At 37.0% G+C, this 16,162-nt stretch carries 22 protein-coding genes; all 22 read right to left on the reverse strand.

Annotation, left to right across the window (positions count from 1 at the left end; all coding sequences use genetic code 11):
- Positions 1-40: 40 nt before the first annotated feature.
- Positions 41-310, reverse strand: a complete 270-nt coding sequence (locus tag ACIQXJ_RS12965; protein WP_403054209.1) for a YhjD family protein — start codon at positions 308-310, stop codon at positions 41-43.
- A gap of 154 nt (positions 311-464) precedes the next feature.
- Positions 465-1,166, reverse strand: a complete 702-nt coding sequence (locus ACIQXJ_RS12970) for a peptidoglycan recognition protein family protein (protein WP_403054212.1) — start codon at positions 1,164-1,166, stop codon at positions 465-467.
- Positions 1,166-1,432, reverse strand: a complete 267-nt coding sequence (locus ACIQXJ_RS12975) for a holin (protein ID WP_403054214.1) — start codon at positions 1,430-1,432, stop codon at positions 1,166-1,168. Before ACIQXJ_RS12975 ends, ACIQXJ_RS12970 begins: the two co-directional genes overlap by 1 nt.
- Positions 1,432-1,731 carry a hypothetical protein gene (locus ACIQXJ_RS12980; RefSeq protein WP_403054217.1) on the reverse strand — a complete coding sequence of 100 codons (300 nt, stop codon included), beginning with the start codon at positions 1,729-1,731 and terminating at the stop codon, positions 1,432-1,434. The genes ACIQXJ_RS12975 and ACIQXJ_RS12980 overlap by 1 nt, the downstream gene beginning before the upstream one ends.
- Positions 1,732-1,844: 113 nt before the next feature.
- Entirely contained in the window at positions 1,845-1,994 is a 150-nt protein-coding gene (locus ACIQXJ_RS12985) for an XkdX family protein (protein WP_403054220.1), read from the reverse strand.
- A 1-nt stretch (position 1,995) separates the two neighbouring features.
- Positions 1,996-2,211, reverse strand: a complete 216-nt coding sequence (locus ACIQXJ_RS12990; protein WP_403054222.1) for a hypothetical protein — start codon at positions 2,209-2,211, stop codon at positions 1,996-1,998.
- Positions 2,211-4,649: a hypothetical protein gene (locus ACIQXJ_RS12995; RefSeq protein WP_403054224.1), complete on the reverse strand. Its 2,439-nt coding sequence runs from the start codon at positions 4,647-4,649 to the stop codon at positions 2,211-2,213. The genes ACIQXJ_RS12990 and ACIQXJ_RS12995 overlap by 1 nt, the downstream gene beginning before the upstream one ends.
- 2 nt (positions 4,650-4,651) lie before the next feature.
- Entirely contained in the window at positions 4,652-5,251 is a 600-nt protein-coding gene (locus ACIQXJ_RS13000; protein ID WP_403054226.1) for a hypothetical protein, read from the reverse strand.
- The gene (locus ACIQXJ_RS13005; RefSeq protein ID WP_403054229.1) at positions 5,252-5,551 is read right to left on the reverse strand and encodes a hypothetical protein; all 300 of its coding nucleotides are present in this window, start codon (positions 5,549-5,551) and stop codon (positions 5,252-5,254) included.
- Positions 5,548-6,201 (reverse strand): putative phage tail protein, encoded by a 654-nt coding sequence (locus tag ACIQXJ_RS13010; protein WP_403054232.1) that lies wholly within the window; start codon positions 6,199-6,201, stop codon positions 5,548-5,550. Before ACIQXJ_RS13010 ends, ACIQXJ_RS13005 begins: the two co-directional genes overlap by 4 nt.
- Positions 6,198-7,289, reverse strand: coding sequence for a baseplate J/gp47 family protein (locus ACIQXJ_RS13015; protein ID WP_403054235.1), 1,092 nt, complete (start codon positions 7,287-7,289; stop codon positions 6,198-6,200). The genes ACIQXJ_RS13010 and ACIQXJ_RS13015 overlap by 4 nt, the downstream gene beginning before the upstream one ends.
- Positions 7,282-7,698: a DUF2634 domain-containing protein gene (locus tag ACIQXJ_RS13020; RefSeq protein ID WP_337980657.1), complete on the reverse strand. Its 417-nt coding sequence runs from the start codon at positions 7,696-7,698 to the stop codon at positions 7,282-7,284. The genes ACIQXJ_RS13015 and ACIQXJ_RS13020 overlap by 8 nt, the downstream gene beginning before the upstream one ends.
- Positions 7,674-8,129, reverse strand: coding sequence for a DUF2577 domain-containing protein (locus tag ACIQXJ_RS13025; protein WP_403054238.1), 456 nt, complete (start codon positions 8,127-8,129; stop codon positions 7,674-7,676). The genes ACIQXJ_RS13020 and ACIQXJ_RS13025 overlap by 25 nt, the downstream gene beginning before the upstream one ends.
- The gene (locus ACIQXJ_RS13030; protein WP_403054241.1) at positions 8,126-9,094 is read right to left on the reverse strand and encodes an XkdQ/YqbQ family protein; all 969 of its coding nucleotides are present in this window, start codon (positions 9,092-9,094) and stop codon (positions 8,126-8,128) included. The genes ACIQXJ_RS13025 and ACIQXJ_RS13030 overlap by 4 nt, the downstream gene beginning before the upstream one ends.
- A gap of 1 nt (position 9,095) precedes the next feature.
- Entirely contained in the window at positions 9,096-9,797 is a 702-nt protein-coding gene (locus ACIQXJ_RS13035) for a LysM peptidoglycan-binding domain-containing protein (RefSeq protein ID WP_403054244.1), read from the reverse strand.
- Complete coding sequence (locus ACIQXJ_RS13040; protein ID WP_403054247.1) at positions 9,794-12,571, reverse strand: tape measure protein; 2,778 nt, start codon at positions 12,569-12,571, stop codon at positions 9,794-9,796. Before ACIQXJ_RS13040 ends, ACIQXJ_RS13035 begins: the two co-directional genes overlap by 4 nt.
- A gap of 250 nt (positions 12,572-12,821) precedes the next feature.
- Complete coding sequence (locus tag ACIQXJ_RS13045) at positions 12,822-13,223, reverse strand: phage tail assembly chaperone (protein WP_403054249.1); 402 nt, start codon at positions 13,221-13,223, stop codon at positions 12,822-12,824.
- A 14-nt stretch (positions 13,224-13,237) separates the two neighbouring features.
- Positions 13,238-13,705 (reverse strand): phage tail tube protein, encoded by a 468-nt coding sequence (locus ACIQXJ_RS13050; protein WP_108029912.1) that lies wholly within the window; start codon positions 13,703-13,705, stop codon positions 13,238-13,240.
- A gap of 16 nt (positions 13,706-13,721) precedes the next feature.
- On the reverse strand, positions 13,722-15,017 hold the full coding sequence (locus ACIQXJ_RS13055) for a phage tail sheath C-terminal domain-containing protein (RefSeq protein WP_403054252.1): 1,296 nt from the start codon (positions 15,015-15,017) through the stop codon (positions 13,722-13,724).
- Complete coding sequence (locus tag ACIQXJ_RS13060; RefSeq protein WP_403054255.1) at positions 15,017-15,220, reverse strand: hypothetical protein; 204 nt, start codon at positions 15,218-15,220, stop codon at positions 15,017-15,019. Before ACIQXJ_RS13060 ends, ACIQXJ_RS13055 begins: the two co-directional genes overlap by 1 nt.
- On the reverse strand, positions 15,168-15,635 hold the full coding sequence (locus ACIQXJ_RS13065) for a phage tail terminator family protein (RefSeq protein ID WP_403054258.1): 468 nt from the start codon (positions 15,633-15,635) through the stop codon (positions 15,168-15,170). The genes ACIQXJ_RS13060 and ACIQXJ_RS13065 overlap by 53 nt, the downstream gene beginning before the upstream one ends.
- Positions 15,628-16,026, reverse strand: a complete 399-nt coding sequence (locus ACIQXJ_RS13070) for an HK97 gp10 family phage protein (RefSeq protein ID WP_403054261.1) — start codon at positions 16,024-16,026, stop codon at positions 15,628-15,630. Before ACIQXJ_RS13070 ends, ACIQXJ_RS13065 begins: the two co-directional genes overlap by 8 nt.
- Between the last annotated feature and the right edge of the window lie 136 nt (positions 16,027-16,162).

Genomic DNA, 16,162 nt, shown 5'->3' on the forward strand with positions numbered 1-16,162 from the left:
CCCACTTGCGTTTTCAAAGCCATATTAGCATACGTCAACATTAAATCTTCTCATGCTGTAGCAATAATGAAATCGCTAAAGTATTCACAGTCTTTTCCCATCTCACGACTCTAATCTTATCTTTAGCCAACAACCTCTTAGAGTTGAAACATTCCTGTGAAATGTTATCTAAAAGCTTATCGAGTATTGGTAAATAAACATTGCTCATTTTAAGATTTTCAATCACCTTGTAGTCACGTTGTAATGTCTGTACTGCCATATCGTAAATGACATATTTATGAAGTAGTTGTCTTTGCTCCGGTTTTATCATACAACTAAACGTTCCTTATGTATGATTGGAACAACTGTTACACGCTATCAATCATGAAAGTACGCTTTGCTTCGTTCGCGTTTTGACAAATGTAAATTTTTGAGAAACAAAAAAGACCAGGCTCACATTAAAGTGATAACCTGGTCATTATTGTTTATTTATTTGCTCGTCGTTGTTGTATTGTAATGTATAACCCAATTAATCGGTCTGTTGTCATTTCTCCATTTTGTAAATCTTTCAAGTGTGAATCTTGAATAATACCATCCTTAACCGCCTGTGCAATAAAGTTTTCTGTTTCTGTTTTCATAGCTGGTGAACCAGGATTCCAATTTAACACTTTTGGTTCCTCCTTTTGTTGAATAGTTGTTTTTGGTTTCATAGCTTCTTCTATTCGTTTTAAGAAGCCATTCCATCGGTTCTCACTTAAAATCCGGTGCGGACAGTATTTTCCGTTCCAATCTTGATGTTTTTTAACTCGATCAATGCCCCATCCATATTGTTTTAATAATGAGGCTATATAGTGCACTGCATTTTCCTCAGCAGCAGTATAACGAGCCCCACCACTTTTGCTATAACAAATTTCAATACCTATTGATTTACGGTTACCCATCCCTTGACCATCACCACAATGCCAAACATTACGATTAAAGGAGATTGCTTGAATAACTTCTACATCATCAACGGCAACGTGATAGGATACCTGATTGTCGTTAGTTATCATGTATTTAATTTCATTGGCTGCTGATGCATCATTTGCCGTATTGTGAACAGTAATATACTGTGGCGTCATGATGTAAGGGGCTTTTATTGGATATTTTCTTAAAGGTAATAGATTTTGTTTTAAGATGTAAGCCATTATTGCTGACCTTCTTTTTTAGCCGCCTTTAATAAATCAAATGTTCCCGAAGCAGTTAGTCCGGCCACAAAGCCAGATATCAGCATGGCATACGCTGGATACTCTGATAACGGCCAACAAACTAAGCCAATAAAAATACCAATCACTACCGATGTGATTGGCATGTATTGTGTATTAATTTTAAATGTCTTTTTCAGTACCTCTGATACAGCTAGTACGATAGCTACCATCATGATTGCAATCATAAAAATGTTTGTTAAATCCATTAATCATCATCCTTTTCATTGTTTTTATTTTGCAGTGAATGTTTTTCAATACGATCCACACGACCTTCTAATATATTCAACGATCGATTCATGCCTTCAAGTGCGATTGCTGTTCGTTCCTGTGATTCATTAGACCGTTCTAAGTGGTCCATTAATTTATTTTCCCGTTCTTCCGCTCGGTCCATCAGATTATCATTTTTGCTTATTAGATAGCGAAATGCCCCAAACGCTATAATTAAACAAGCTATTGCCCAAACTGCTTGGCTTGTAGCAATTTCATTTACTGCAGCTACATCCATTCCATCACATTCCTTTGCTATTCAATAAAATAAAAAGCTATGAGATGTATCGAGAAACAGAACCAAGAACTGTTATCTCCATTACTCTCACAGCATAAAAAATAACGCTAAGCTTATGCTTGCGTTTTTTCCGATGAGTATTTATCGCCTGTAATCTCTTTATACTGTTCTGCTGTTAGTTTTCCAGCAACAACAGCATCACCAACCATTTCCTTCGTCCAGTATTTAGGGTAAAAGCCATTAATCATTTTTAACCAATCCATTTCAGAGAACCCCTTTCATCATCAGTTGATATGTTAAATCTGCTTGATTACTATCTAATTCTTCTATTTTTAAATCCTTCATAACTGATTCATACGCTAATTGAGCATTAGTAGCTTCTAATCGTTCCGTTTTTTCTTCTGGAGTTTCTTCAAGTCCGAATTTCTTCCTATCGCCTAATGTACCGTCTGAGTTTCGCACTTTATATTGAAATGCCATTAGTCCACCGCCCCTGAAATTAGATGTATTTTGTGATTAAATGATAAATCTGTACGTGATGGCGTGATTTTAAGAATGATATTTTGCTTCGCTTCTACCCCTTCAAATTCGAAGGTATCCTCCACTACATCTCGTTGAACTGGTGCTGTGTTTACGGGCGTTAAAGTTTCATACTGTTCTTGCTCATTACTTAAAGTCATGGATAGTTCAACTTTTATATCCAATTCCTCATCACGTTGTATAAATAATAAAACACCCTTCGCAGATCCCTTAGGTGGCTCAATTTTATAACGAGCAACAGATTGCAAAATAGGTGTTTTCACTTCTTTTTTATTTAGTGTTACAGTCTTATTAGTCTTTGCTCCGTAGTTATCAATTACCTCAATCACAATCGTATTTTGACCAATTACAAGTTGCGAAAGAGCTAAATCAAACTCCCACGCTCCATCTGTGCCACTGTAGATTTCAACTGCATTCTCTGCATTTATACGTCTAGTTACTTTAAGCGTAGAATTTGCGTCCTGGTCGGAGGCTGTACCACTAATTTTAAACTTGTCCGCATCGACTACGCCAGAAGGTACAACAGCATCTACGGATAGTAAAGGTGCTCGGTTCGGTACAACATAGAAAGTACGTTCAACAATCGCAGACGTTGCTTTCTCGCTATCCTCAGCCCATACTTTTAATGTGTGTGCTACGCCATCTGCAAGCGTACCTATGAGTGCTGTTTCACCATCGTATATTTTGCCACCTTTGAAGGTTAGCTGTTTAGATAATGAGATTTGCGTCTGACTAAGGTTTGTTGCTAATACCTTTCTAGCCTCGTTGTTAATTTGATAATAAACGGTTACTGATTGATCTGCATCAGCATCATTAGCCGTACCAGCAATGTTTAATGTGTCATTTTCATAAAGCGTTGTATTATCTCCAGGACCTGTTAATGACACTGTAGGAGCAACGTTGTGTTCAATTTCAAATGGTTCAGAGTATATATAATCAGAATATACATTACTTGTATTTTTTGCTCGCACACGTAATTCTAAGGTTTTAAGTGCCTTATCTGTAGTAGTTGTAAAACTTCGAGTGAGCGTGTTGTTGTAAGCTAACGGTGTCCATGTGCCTGTGCTATTATATCGGTAATCTACCTCATAAAGTGACAGGTTAGGCGCGTGTGAGGCTCCAAATGTGATATTAACAACTTCATTAGGTTTAATTTTTTCACCTTGTATCGGTGATGTAAATGGTGCTGATGGAGTGATTGATTGATTAACTCGGCTACCTCTTTCATACCAAAAGCCATCGGTATGTCTACCATTAATAGGGTATGTTCCCTCATCAACAGCGATTCCACTCTGTACAAGCGAACCTTTACTATAATTAGTCGAGTATAGCTGGCTAGTTACTCGATAAAGATTGACATTGTAATATCCTTCCCGACCGTCAGGGGTTTCCATATTTACCTTATAGACTGAGCCATTATAAGTACAATAGAAGTCGAACTTTTTAATATCAAAATAGTAAAGCAGATGGGTCATTGAACCGTTAGCTGTATTTAATAATTGTAATGAGCCATTGCTAAGAGCTTGAACTTCATAAAATATTTGTCCATCTGTAATAGCGTAGTTTGCTCCTAATAACACATTAAAAACATTAGCTATTCCGTAACCATTAGATAACGTTGTTTTATTAATAAGAGAACTTACAACTGGAGTATATAGAGAGTTAGTTATTGTATTATATTTCGTAAAGTAATATTTCGGCTTTGATACTGTGTACAAGCTACTTTCTCGATATGCACTTTCTAATCCTGCGGAATCAACCGCTTTGAGACGCATTTTCAAACTTGTTGCCGTTGGTATTGTGTACGTAAAGCTTGGAGTTGTTGTTTCTCCTGCTTTCGAATAGGCAGCGTCATTTATAGACACTTCCCAAATGTATTTTGATAAATTGCTTTCTGCGTCTGTTGATGCTCCTACAGTGAACACTTTGGAATCACCAACTTCTAATGTCCCTGTCGGGTATGAAAATGCTCCTGGTTGTGTCGGAGCTGTATTTACCTTTGCTCCTTTCACGTACCAATACCCATCTGTATGACGTCCGTTTGCCGGGTACGTGCCATCCTCTGCTGGAATAGCACTTTGTACCAGGGCGCCTTTTGTCGGCACCTGTGCGGAACGTAACTCATACGCTGAAACGCTACTAGCTGTAGTAAACGTATATCTCATTATAGTGTTAGAACCGTTTGAACCCCCATAAATCGTTTTACCTACAGGTAAACTACCATATGAATAATACTCATATGTCCCAGTTGCGTAAAATAAACCATTACTGTGGTTATAAGACGGATACCCGTTAGTTACACTCGATGTTCCTGTATAAGTTTCATTAATAACCCACGGATTAGTGACTGTAAATTTGTCATAATAATACTGAACCATCCTTAAACCACCTCCACTAACTGCACATTATATGTCTGCCAATCACCGACACCCATCTCAGCGTTAACCGTATCAATTTGAACATTACTTCGCGCCACTTTCGCGCCTTTTTTGTATGCATTGGTAAGAGCTGAAACCGTAATTGTGTCCGCACCTACTGCAGTAATAACAACGTCCTCACTTGCTACATCATCAAAAATAGTGACTTGTGTAAATGGTGTTAACCCATCCACACTAGCCACTTTTAAAGTAGTTGTTCCTATTCCAACGGCTTCGACAATATCAGTCATAGCTGCGTCTAATTTGATTTTGTTTGTGCTACCATCTAGCATATCGGCAAATGTTCCACTATTACCTGGTACACGGCCATCTAGTTCCATTTGTATACGCATACGTTCTAATTGTCGATACATCTCCATCAAAAAACGATAGGAGTTATATATTCCCCATTCAAAATTGTTGGCGTACTCCGACATATAAGGTGTACCATCCTCAATGACCTCTCCAGTCACTGGATCGGTTACATCATCGTACCATTCAGTACGTTCGTAAGGGTTTTTCTTAAAATTCAGCGGTATTTCACCATTCATATAGTTACTCATTTACTTCACTTCCTTCGCTTCAAGTTGCAGAGGAAATGCGATAACATACCCCTGTGAGCCTTTCTGGTAGTTCATTGTTTTCACATACAGTTCACGCCCATAACTATCGACTAAAGCAGCACGTGTTACCAAGCCTTGTTCCGTCGATAACTTCACATACTTTCTTAGTCCAACCTTGGTGCTAGTGTGATAGATTTCTTTGTCATAAACAACCCCATCAATAGTAACCTTTGCGCCAACTGTAAGATTACTTAAAAATTGTTGAGTTAAATCTATCATTAATGTTTGTATTTCGTTCAATTCCTCACACCTCCTGCTCTAAATCGACCACAAATACGGTTATTTGTAATGAAGCTGTAAATCTCATTTGAAACTGTTAAAACTTCTTTTCCTAAAGCACCATGTGTTTTGGCTGTTTTAAAACGGCCACATATTTTATGTTTGATTTGCCATGCATAAGTGCCACCTACTATAATAAGGCATTCCTTTAATGCTAAAATGGTTGTCATTAAATCAATATTTAATGGTACGATTCGTTCTACCAACCGTACTACTTCGTTATAATAAGCCGTTTGTTCAACTTCTATTGCTACTTCCATTTCAAATTGATTAACATCTAATAAAATCTGATGGTTATTTTCTCCGATTAATCCTGACAATGCCTTTGTTAAATACTCTAAAACATAGGGTGCGCTTTCTTGCATGCGTGCCAGTAATCGTAGTTTTCGAAATTTCAACGTTTCATTCTTCGGATCTGCACGTATACCAAAATCTTTTTCCCTTATTGCAATAGCAGCCTCGCTAGAAGTTAAAATGAATTGATCATTCTCAATATCAAAAAGAGCTTCGTCGAGTTTATCCCAGTTAACAGTAACTGTATTGGACAACTCCCGAAACTCTTTTATATTTTGATAATAGAATGGTAACTCCTCTAAAAAAGAATTGGTCACGTGCTCACTTCCTTCAGTATTACTTTAGAAAGTACTGGAATTTCTTCAGCCAAGTTAATATTATAAGCTAAGCCATTCAACACTGTTGAAGCAATATCCTCAATTCCTTCAATCTCTAATAGTCGAGATTCAATATGAGTAATCCGGACATTGATATCTAAATCTTTAAACCAATTTGCACGTAGTTCAGCAAAATAGGTTTCTAACGTTGCACTCACTTGTGCTTCAATTTGGCCAATCGTTGCACCATTCAGAAACAGTTCAATTTCAACTACTATATCGTTTTTTTCTACACCCTCCACATTGACTTCGTGACCGATTGGTGCTGTACCATAGCCCTCCCCTTTATACTCTAGTGGGTCCATAATTTCTTGAACATATGATACAAACGCAGGTGTCGGTACATTAAAATCTGAATCGATAATAATCGCGGTTACTGTTCCTCCACCAAACGGAGCACGACGTAAACGGACACCGCCAACACCTTGTATTGCCCTCAATCTTTTTTTATAATCCGCGCGATTACCACCAAAAGATTTTTCACGGATATGTTCTACATACTTTAAATATAATGACTCATCAGTTTCATCATCTTCACCTGGTACAAGTACATCAGCTAATACAGCTTTACCTAGCTTATTATTAGCTTCGAGTGGTAACATTTCGCCATAATCCTTATTTCCTACGGCACCTGCTGTTTGTGCTTCTACTTTATATACCCCTGCCTCTAATTTCTCTATTACATTATAGATAACTGCCTCTAATCGATATTGGCTATTTGTAGACACATCAAGAGGTATACCTTCACCATCTGTAAATAATGCGCGGCGAATAGCCCTTCCAGCCTTCTTACGTTCGACTCCATGCTCGTTCACTCGTTTTTCAAGATCATCTCCGTCTGCTGTAGCAGCAAAAGTACGACGATATAATACGGACATATCCCAATATGTTTCAGCTAACTTTAATGCTGTAGGTGCAAGTGCATCATATATTACACTACCTTCACGTTTATCGACGTCAACCGGAACACGATCAAGCAGTTCTGCTAAAATACTATCAAATGATTGCGACTCTAAGTACTCAAGCAATCCTAATCGCCTCCTTTAACAGACTTACATCGCCATAAATTGTTCGAGCAACAAAAGTTATTAACACATCATCTTTTGAAGTAAATTCAAGACTAAAATTTTCTAATGATGTAATACGTTCATCTTGCAGCAAGGCATCTTGTATGCGCCTACCTAAATCACCACGTACATACAATTCATCAAATCCCATCATATTTTGAAAACCGTAATTATTTGTATAAACTAAATGTTCAAAGCGAATTGTATTCAATGCTTTAAATATCGCTTGCTCCATTGCTTTTTGACCATCTATCAATCCACTGCAGCAACCTCGTTTGAAATCTAAATGATACGTTCGAGTGGGTAATTCAACAGCATCCATTACTTCAATGTCAGGGGTAATCGTTATTGCTTCTGTTGGTAGTGCCATACGTTATCACCCTCCCTATATCTGTCTGATACAAAATAATTTTGACCGCCTTGAACTCGATGTAATACTACTTTATCGCCTTCTTTTAACCCATCTTCTGAGATAAGCTTTAAATATTTCATTTCATATTCTTCATAAGGAACTGCGGTCTCTTCGCCTTGATTTTGTCGTTTTGAGCTTGCCTGTGTATCGTCATCTCCAATTTGACCTTTAGTAAAATTTTTCGGATATTTGTACTGAATACTCGCTATTCTTTCGTGTCTAGTAAGATGCTCTGCAACAAGTAAAAACTCATCCGTTAATATGAGCTTCGAATGAATTTCAATTTTTAACGGCTTAGCTTCAATGACCTTTCCTAAAACAATATTTACCGGATTGGACGCATAAAAGGCTGCCATTGCTGTCGTTTTGATTAATTCTAGTAAACTCATGAAATCACCTTCAATTCTAAGCTCATTGTATGAACTTTAGCTGACCAATCATGTGTACAGGCTTCCACCAAAAATAACTGCTTAATTCCTAATTTCTCAATATAGATAAATACCATCTTTCCTGCGCGCACTCGCCAATCACCCAAACATTTTAAAGACAGTTCTTTTTTTTCTGTATTATGGACCGTAAGTAATACATTCAGCAGACTTTCAATCTGGGCAGACGTCATATTTTCGTCTACCTTTTTGTAATACTGCAACTGTCCCCATTTAGCGATATTGCTACTATCCTGCGCAATAAATACTCTACGTTTTGATGCCTCTTTATCATCTAACACTAATTTTACTCGATTGTAAGAATCCTCAATGGATACCGAATAATCATAGTCGTACAAAAGGCTTTCTTCACCTATATAAAAGTCTGTCGGTGCTATAACAAGATCACTAATATTATGCAATCCTAGTGAGCCGAAATCATCCATAAAAACATAGCTCTGATTTGTGGCCACAATAGTTGAATCGATGTATTTCATGATGACATCCAATGCCTTCTTATCTTCTTCAACCATTCCAGGAGCTGTAAAGTCTGTTTTCGCTACAGAACTTAACTGAAGATTTGCTATACTGCAAATACGCTCAATGGCTTTTTCTGCTAACATCGATGGAATAACAAAAGTATCTTCATACATTAAATACTTGAGTTGATCGTAAGCAATAATATTAAATTCGCTATCCTTACCAAAACCTGCTTTAAATGAATAGCCATAAAAAACTTTGTGTTTTCCATCAATTACTCTTACTATTGCACCAGATACAATTTTATTTTCAAGTGGCTTAGGATTTAGCAAATTAACATTAAGCTCTGATGCTTTCCCTGTTTTTTCAGTCTTCCAGCTAAGCGAAGTGACAGGTACTTCGTAAATATTCCCATCTCGATTATCAACTAATACTTCTATACCTACCACCTCATTTCTTAGCCGTCCATTCAGGTGGAATTTTTACTTTCAACCCAATTGGCAACTTCCTTAAATCACTATCTTTAATCCCGTTCAAGGATTGTAAGGCTTTATAATTTGCTCCGTTTCCAGTATACTTTTGTGCTATTTTCCAAAGGGAATCTCCCTTTACTAAGCTATACGTCTGTGGTATTTGCTTAGAGTTTTCTCTTGGCGCTTCCTTTTTCACAACTTGCTTCACTGACTTTTTCTTGGCAGACACAGCTGGGGTAGTACTCTTTTTAACAAGTTCCATTTTTTTGAATCCAAATGGCACATACTTTTTAAAAGAGATAGTATAATCCACGTCGGACGTACCAAATTGATTTTTTGCTTCAAAACTCTCAATAGTAAACTGGTCATTAACAGAGAATGAACCGCCTACATAAACAAAGCGGATAACCGTTTCTTCGGCCATCCACTTTTTTATTTGTTCTATATACTTATTAGGCTCTACAAATTGCGTTTCAGCATAATGCGTTTCCTGAGCAGGGAAAAAAGACGAGAAAGAGAACTCGGATAATTTCATAGGTTTAGGCACTTTCACAGTACCTAACTTAGCGACTGAAAACTCTTCTCCGTCAGCATCCTGTTTAAATGATAATTCTGGTGGATTAACGGGAATACGAAATCCTTCTTTATCATTGTTAGCACTAAGATAGATTCCTATCATCCATATACCCCCTCTACCGAACGATTCTGCTCATCTTTCAAACCTTGTGTAATAAACTTTACGACTTCATGAACATCCACTTTTTCACGAATATCGCCAGTAAAATAAAACTTCGGTTCACTTTGAATATGTTGCACAACAGCTTTACTGTTATTTGTTATAGGTGACGCTGAAACTTTTTCTCGTACTTCATTTGATACTTCAACGTCATCCCTAACTGGAACATTCAAAGCTTGTGATACATAGTCATTTATTTTAGCAACATTGCCACTCGCATTGGATAAATCACCGAATTTATTAAGCATTTTTTCCATTGCACTACCGGTTGTATCTTCAAAATTATTATGGACCTGTAAATTGGGTGTAAGCGAAACAATGTTGTTAATCGCTTTACCTTCCGCAATATCTTTAAATAATTCGAGATATTCGTCTGCTAGATCGATTTTGTCTTCAATCTTCCCAACTTTATCTATATTTCCACCGTTAAGTTTTTGATTATCATCAGCATTTTTTCCAAGACCTGATTCTGAAGGTGCATTTATTTTTCCAAGACCTGATTCTGAAGGTGCTGATTTTACAACATCATCTGTCAAACTAGATGGAAATGAATTAGAATTATCATCATCTTTATTCATTGATCCCGCTAGCCCTTTTAACTTATCGGCCATAACACCTAATTTTTCACTACCTGCAAGTGAAAGAGATTTTCCTATTTCATTACCTTTATCGTATGCAGTACCTAAGTCTTTGTAGTCTAAACGTTCAAATTGTCTATTGGTTGGTGCAGTCGGCATAGTCACACTATTCATATATTCACCAGCGATGTTCTTTCTTTCTAGAGTAATATTGGCTGCCTTTGTAGGTGCTTTAATAAGATTTTGAAGAGTATCCCCAAAGTTAGTTGCACCACTACTTAATTTTAAATCTACTGTACCTATCTTGGAAAGATCGGTATCCAGCACATCATTAAGTAAACCTATAAATTTATTTACCCCACCGATTGCACCGTTGATAAGATTAGATATTCCACCTAATGCATTATTAATGACATTAAAAATACCATCTGCAATTCCACCAACCGTTTTCAGCACCATAGTACCCATCGTATAAAATGCCATCTGTACACCGTACACTAAAGCGTTGAAGGTATTTGCAATCCATTCAGCTACGCTAATTATATTATTTCCTATGGCATCTAATACAGTTCTAACCATAAGATTTAAGGCAATCCATGCTAGTTGTACAAAGAATATAGCCTTATTCCATGTATTAACGAGCCATTCAACAACGGTAATATTTATGTTCATTACACCTATAAAAACGTTATAGAAAGCAGCACCTAGCCAATAAACGCCTCCAACAATTGCGCCAAATACAGCTGCAGTTTGTTCAGCCCACATCAGCATTGCGGTTACTACTAAAGCGATAACAGCAATAAATGCTATTAGAATCCATGTTCCAGGGAAGGCGAGTAATGCTGTATTTAATCCCCATACAGCTGATGTTTGAGCCAAGGTTGCACCTGTAGCTAGCATAGAGGCCGCTGCCAGCACACCTAATGCGAAAGTTCTTACTGCCTCATAAGCTGCAACTATCATTAATACTCCCCTATACGCAGTTAATATCGTCAAATATGAACCCAATGATGATGCTACTGTTACAATTATTGGCCCAACCAAAGACCAAGTATTCTGTAACATATCTCCAAATGTAACTATTCCATTATAAACCCTTTCTAAAATGTCAAACACTAACGATAAACCTAATACAAACAAATTTACAAAAACCATTGCATGACCTGCTAAAACTCCAAATGCATCCGAATTAACAAATTCGCTGAATCGTTTAAATATAGGTTCAAATGCGTTTTGCGCATAGTTTTTAAATACGGTCATAGCGTCTGAAAATGTTTTCGGCGTTTTACTAAATTTATCTTCAATTTCGTCAGCAGCATTAAATAATGCATTTTTAATAATATCCGCTGTAATTTCCCCATCAGATGACATTTGCTTTAGTTCACTTGTACTTTTTCCTAACGCATCTGCAATTGCATCTGCAAGCAATGGAGCCTTTTCTGCGATAGATGTAAACTCATCACCTTGCAATCCTCCAGAAGCCATTGCTTGCGTTATTTGTTTCATACTGTCAGCCTTTTCTTGACTACTAGCTCCTGAAGCAGCGAAAGATTTATTCATCAGCTCACTGAAACGAATAGCTTCATCATTGCTACTAAAAGTGTCACTAGCGTTTAATTTAGCAACACTAGTAGCCATATCATTATAAGAGCTTAAACTTCGCTGAGAAGCTCTATAAATCTTATCCTGCAACTCCGCTTGTGTTTGCGAACCGTCATTAATATTAGCGATTCGCGTATTTGTATTACTATAAGAATCAGAAGCGCTTGCTAACTTTTTAAAACCCTCAGTTAAATTCTTTACCGATAAAATATTAGAAGCAAAACCTACAAATTTACTAAAAAACTTACCCACTCCACTTGTGGCGGCTGATATCCCTCCAGAAGTCCCACTAAAAATATCACCTACATCACCAACATTTTGAAATGCAAGTCTTGCACTAGCACTTAATCTATCAAAAGCTACCCTAGCACTTTGAATATCGCGCGTTGCTCGTTGCAGGCTACGCATATCTCCTGCTCTGTTGGATGATATATGCATTTGCTCCATCGTTCGGATTGTACTATTCATAGCTTTCATCATCTTACGAAGGGTACCAGTCATTCTATCGGTCAAGGTCATGGTTGTACGCACTGACATAACACTCACCTCATTTTAGGGCTAAAAAAGACATACCCAACAAGGCATGCCTTTTTTATAAAATTATTATTTTCTTATTACTTTTTCGAAGCCTCTGCTTCTTTTTCAAGCTCTATATCCAAACTTGCGATAATGAATGCGCGCTCTTTGCGATTCATACTTAAAAACGAGTTAGGCAGTATATTGAATCGATGAAGCGCAACATGTGCATAAAATGCTAGTCCGTCACGCTCTTCTTCACTGCCTTGTATTAGTTTTTTACTTCTTCTACTTCATCTTCGAGAGAAATATCACTTCCGCTAATTTCAGATACTTTTTCAGAAATCAACGATGTTTCACCTGCTAGAAACATTCTTCCATATAACGCCTCTGCACCTTTTACGCCATAAGATTGCTGTAATTCAGTATTATTTAGGTCTGGATATACGATAGCTGCTACGTTTAATCTACGGTTGTATGCTACTGGATCAAATACTCGTTCTTGGCGTCCTCTTTTGCCGGCTACATTTTTAAAACATCTATCATTAATTACATCTGCTTCTTCAGATGGAACAGGTCGTAATTGAATAGGCTCAGCAAAACGTTGTAAGGATAACTCAATAGGTTCTACCGCCATTACATTTTCTTTCATGAAAGCTTTAAAGTTACTCATTTACAGTTTCCTCCTTATTGGATAACACTAAATTGGTTTAAGATTTCAAAATCGTCAAATGTGAATGAAAATTCGTCTTTTAATGTGTCTGCACTATCTGCATCAAGCATTGCTAAAAGCGTTTTATCTGGAACGATATTTCGGACATCAACGGTTTGTTTACCAGCTGCACTAGTAATATCCGCATTAACAATTGTTGCATCAAACATTGGTGATTTACCTGAACGTAGATAGTTCATGGCCATCGCTCGAACCTCTGGGCGATGGTAATACATCGTCATTTCTCCAACACCTTTTGCTCCTACAATTTTAGAACCTTCCATACGAGCATTTAGACGTTTTACTTCTACTTTGTTGTATTCTACTTCCGCTTTGAATTTAAGAATTTCTGCAAATTCATATGTTTGACCTTCAATATTAATAAATACCAAGCCCTCACGAGAGGACATAGCGTCTTTTGTTTGCATTACGTTTGCTGCCATTTAGTTTTTCCCCCTTTTATTTACACTCAACGCGCATATATAATTTTTCCATTGCATCGATAAACTTGATACCTATCACAGCAAATACGGCATCTTTTTGATCACCTTGCTCAACAGTAATATCTTCAGGAAGATATGGATTAATAACACCTAACCGTACATATGGATCAAGCACTGTTTTCATTAATTGTTTCTTAAACAAATCTCTTCCATCTTCATTATTGTTCACTTTACCGATGAAGTATTTTCGGAAAATGTGGCGTGTGTTATTTTCGAGAATAGTCATTCCACGATCGATTTTTCCTTTACGGAAATCTTGGTTCTTAGTCGGTGTAAATGAATGGAATGTATTAATATCCTGCTCTACTACTACTTCATCATTACTGAAAGAATAGACAATATGGCCATCTTGTAATGCTTTAATGATTTCATCATTTGTCATCGCTTCCGCTTCTATTGCACCAGGATATTTTGCATATGTTAATGAACCTACAGTGGCCGCTGCAAATGCTGCACCAAACCAGTACACCGCCTCATTTGCACTTAAGATTTCCCCACCATCCAGTGTGACTCCATTTTTAATTGATACTGTGCTTTCATGGTCTGCAGCATTATAATTATTGGTAACGAATGTAACGCGTTTACCTGCTTGTTCTCGCAGTTCTTTTGCCTTTAAAGCAAGTAGCCCTTTTATTGTATTGTCATCAGTCCCATATGCCACAACCTTAAAATTCAAAGTATCCAATGCAGATGCGAACTCCGATATCGAGTCATTTGTAGCAGCTACTGTTGTTCCACCAGCTAAAGTCAAAGTAGCATCTCCTGTTGGTAATGCCCCATCAAACACGACATAATCATTTGATTTTAAATCTTCGAAAGCAATCACCTTCTGCAAGTCAACTTGAAGAGCATCAAAATAGGTTTTTACTGTTGTAGTTCCATCTAATCCTGTCGTTGTCATAATGTGAATCTTATTTCCATCCGTTCCACCGAACTTCGCAGAAGCGGTTAATCCCTCAACTGTCGCTTTTGCTTTCTCACCTATACCATTAAGGTTATATAAATACACATTACCAGTAGCCTTAAAAGCTTCTCGCAGAGGTAAAATATCACCTAGCGATTTACCGAATAAATTTCTAAACTGTGTAGTTGAAGAGAGTTTAATAAACTTACCAACTTCACCCCAATTTAGTGTCACAGGCACAACTAGAGCACCATTCGATTCAAGCCCCATTGTATTTAAATTGTTTGTTTCAAAATTAATATAAGCATCCGGACGTACTTTATTTTGCGTTTCCCAAATACCACCCATTATGCATTCACTCCTTTCTTCTTCCACTCTGCTACTAGCTTGTCAGCTTCCATTTTTGTATAAGTTGCTCCTTCTTGTAGCACAACTTCATACTCCAAACGCTCTTTTGAAGATTGAGTACTATCTAAAAAAGCAGCCTTAGAGAATTTTTTATTCCCTGGCTGCTTCACTGTTTTCTGTTTGTCTGTCATTATTTGTGTCAAATCCAACGCCCTCCAATGTGTTCATTCTCGTTTCTTCTTGAATGTCGTATAATCTAGCTTTCACTTGAAAATTAATCACTAATGTTTCGTCAACTATCTCGCCTCCTATTTCATGTACATGGAACTTATCCGCAAGGTATTTAAAATTATTTTGAATAATTTCCAATACATTTAAGCATTCATCTTCTATATCATCGGTAGATGGTAAATAGACGATGCTAAATGAATAGGTGCGAATAACTTGATTCTTCATACCACGCTCTTGGTGCACGTTCATTATTCGGACTATAAAAGCAGGTAATGTTAAGCCTTGCTTAACTGGTTTGTCGTATATTTGATATTGGTTATTATCAGGATACAAAGAACGTAATTGCATGATTGCTAAAGTTTTCATACTATCAGTTACATTAACCACCCATTATACGCCTCCATTCCTTCTCGATTTCGCGTTCCCACATTCGAGGTATAAGATGTTTCATTTCTTGTTCTGTGAGTTCAAGTAAAAATTGACCATTCACATAACCTACAGTTCGTCCTGTAATTACATTACGATGCCCTTTCTCAACAAAAGGCGCATTTTCTATCTGATTGTAAATAATAATTATAAAATTATTACCCTCTTTAACAATGCGATATTTCCAGTTATCACGAAGATTTCCAGTATCTAAAGGCGTGAGCATTTTCACTTTCCGAATGGCTATTTGGGCTACTCTTTCAGCAACTTTTTTGTGTGTTTTTCCAGATGCAATAGTAAGTTCTTTTAAGTTTTCTGCAAATTGCTTTACTTCCTCAAATTCAAATGCCATTAAGCTAACACCTTCTTTTTCAAAAGCACTTTTAGGTTTGTTTTATAGAGAGATGAAATTTTAGCTATAGTAATCCTCCTAATCCTAAAAAAATTAAATCATTTATTTCATGTCTAGTTCCTCCTTTTCCAAATTT

This window comes from Lysinibacillus sp. NPDC097868, assembly GCF_044761135.1.
In the GTDB taxonomy this organism is placed as follows: Bacteria; Bacillota; Bacilli; order Bacillales_A; family Planococcaceae; genus Lysinibacillus.

What these genes read in the sequence shown, in the direction of transcription:
- ACIQXJ_RS12995 (WP_403054224.1), bottom strand. Translation starts at nt 4,649, where the DNA reads ATGGTTCAGTATTATTATGACAAATTTACAGTCACTAATCCGTGGGTT.
- ACIQXJ_RS13040 (WP_403054247.1), bottom strand. Translation starts at nt 12,571, where the DNA reads ATGTCAGTGCGTACAACCATGACCTTGACCGATAGAATGACTGGTACC.
- ACIQXJ_RS12970 (WP_403054212.1), bottom strand. Translation starts at nt 1,166, where the DNA reads ATGGCTTACATCTTAAAACAAAATCTATTACCTTTAAGAAAATATCCA.
- ACIQXJ_RS12985 (WP_403054220.1), bottom strand. Translation starts at nt 1,994, where the DNA reads ATGGATTGGTTAAAAATGATTAATGGCTTTTACCCTAAATACTGGACG.
- ACIQXJ_RS13035 (WP_403054244.1), bottom strand. Translation starts at nt 9,797, where the DNA reads ATGATAGGAATCTATCTTAGTGCTAACAATGATAAAGAAGGATTTCGT.
- ACIQXJ_RS13025 (WP_403054238.1), bottom strand. Translation starts at nt 8,129, where the DNA reads ATGAGTTTACTAGAATTAATCAAAACGACAGCAATGGCAGCCTTTTAT.
- ACIQXJ_RS12965 (WP_403054209.1), bottom strand. Translation starts at nt 310, where the DNA reads ATGATAAAACCGGAGCAAAGACAACTACTTCATAAATATGTCATTTAC.
- ACIQXJ_RS13055 (WP_403054252.1), bottom strand. Translation starts at nt 15,017, where the DNA reads ATGGGTGGTATTTGGGAAACGCAAAATAAAGTACGTCCGGATGCTTAT.
- ACIQXJ_RS12980 (WP_403054217.1), bottom strand. Translation starts at nt 1,731, where the DNA reads ATGGATGTAGCTGCAGTAAATGAAATTGCTACAAGCCAAGCAGTTTGG.
- ACIQXJ_RS13050 (WP_108029912.1), bottom strand. Translation starts at nt 13,705, where the DNA reads ATGGCAGCAAACGTAATGCAAACAAAAGACGCTATGTCCTCTCGTGAG.
- ACIQXJ_RS13070 (WP_403054261.1), bottom strand. Translation starts at nt 16,026, where the DNA reads ATGGCATTTGAATTTGAGGAAGTAAAGCAATTTGCAGAAAACTTAAAA.
- ACIQXJ_RS13045 (WP_403054249.1), bottom strand. Translation starts at nt 13,223, where the DNA reads ATGAGTAACTTTAAAGCTTTCATGAAAGAAAATGTAATGGCGGTAGAA.
- ACIQXJ_RS13000 (WP_403054226.1), bottom strand. Translation starts at nt 5,251, where the DNA reads ATGAGTAACTATATGAATGGTGAAATACCGCTGAATTTTAAGAAAAAC.
- ACIQXJ_RS12990 (WP_403054222.1), bottom strand. Translation starts at nt 2,211, where the DNA reads ATGGCATTTCAATATAAAGTGCGAAACTCAGACGGTACATTAGGCGAT.
- ACIQXJ_RS12975 (WP_403054214.1), bottom strand. Translation starts at nt 1,432, where the DNA reads ATGGATTTAACAAACATTTTTATGATTGCAATCATGATGGTAGCTATC.
- ACIQXJ_RS13020 (WP_337980657.1), bottom strand. Translation starts at nt 7,698, where the DNA reads ATGGCACTACCAACAGAAGCAATAACGATTACCCCTGACATTGAAGTA.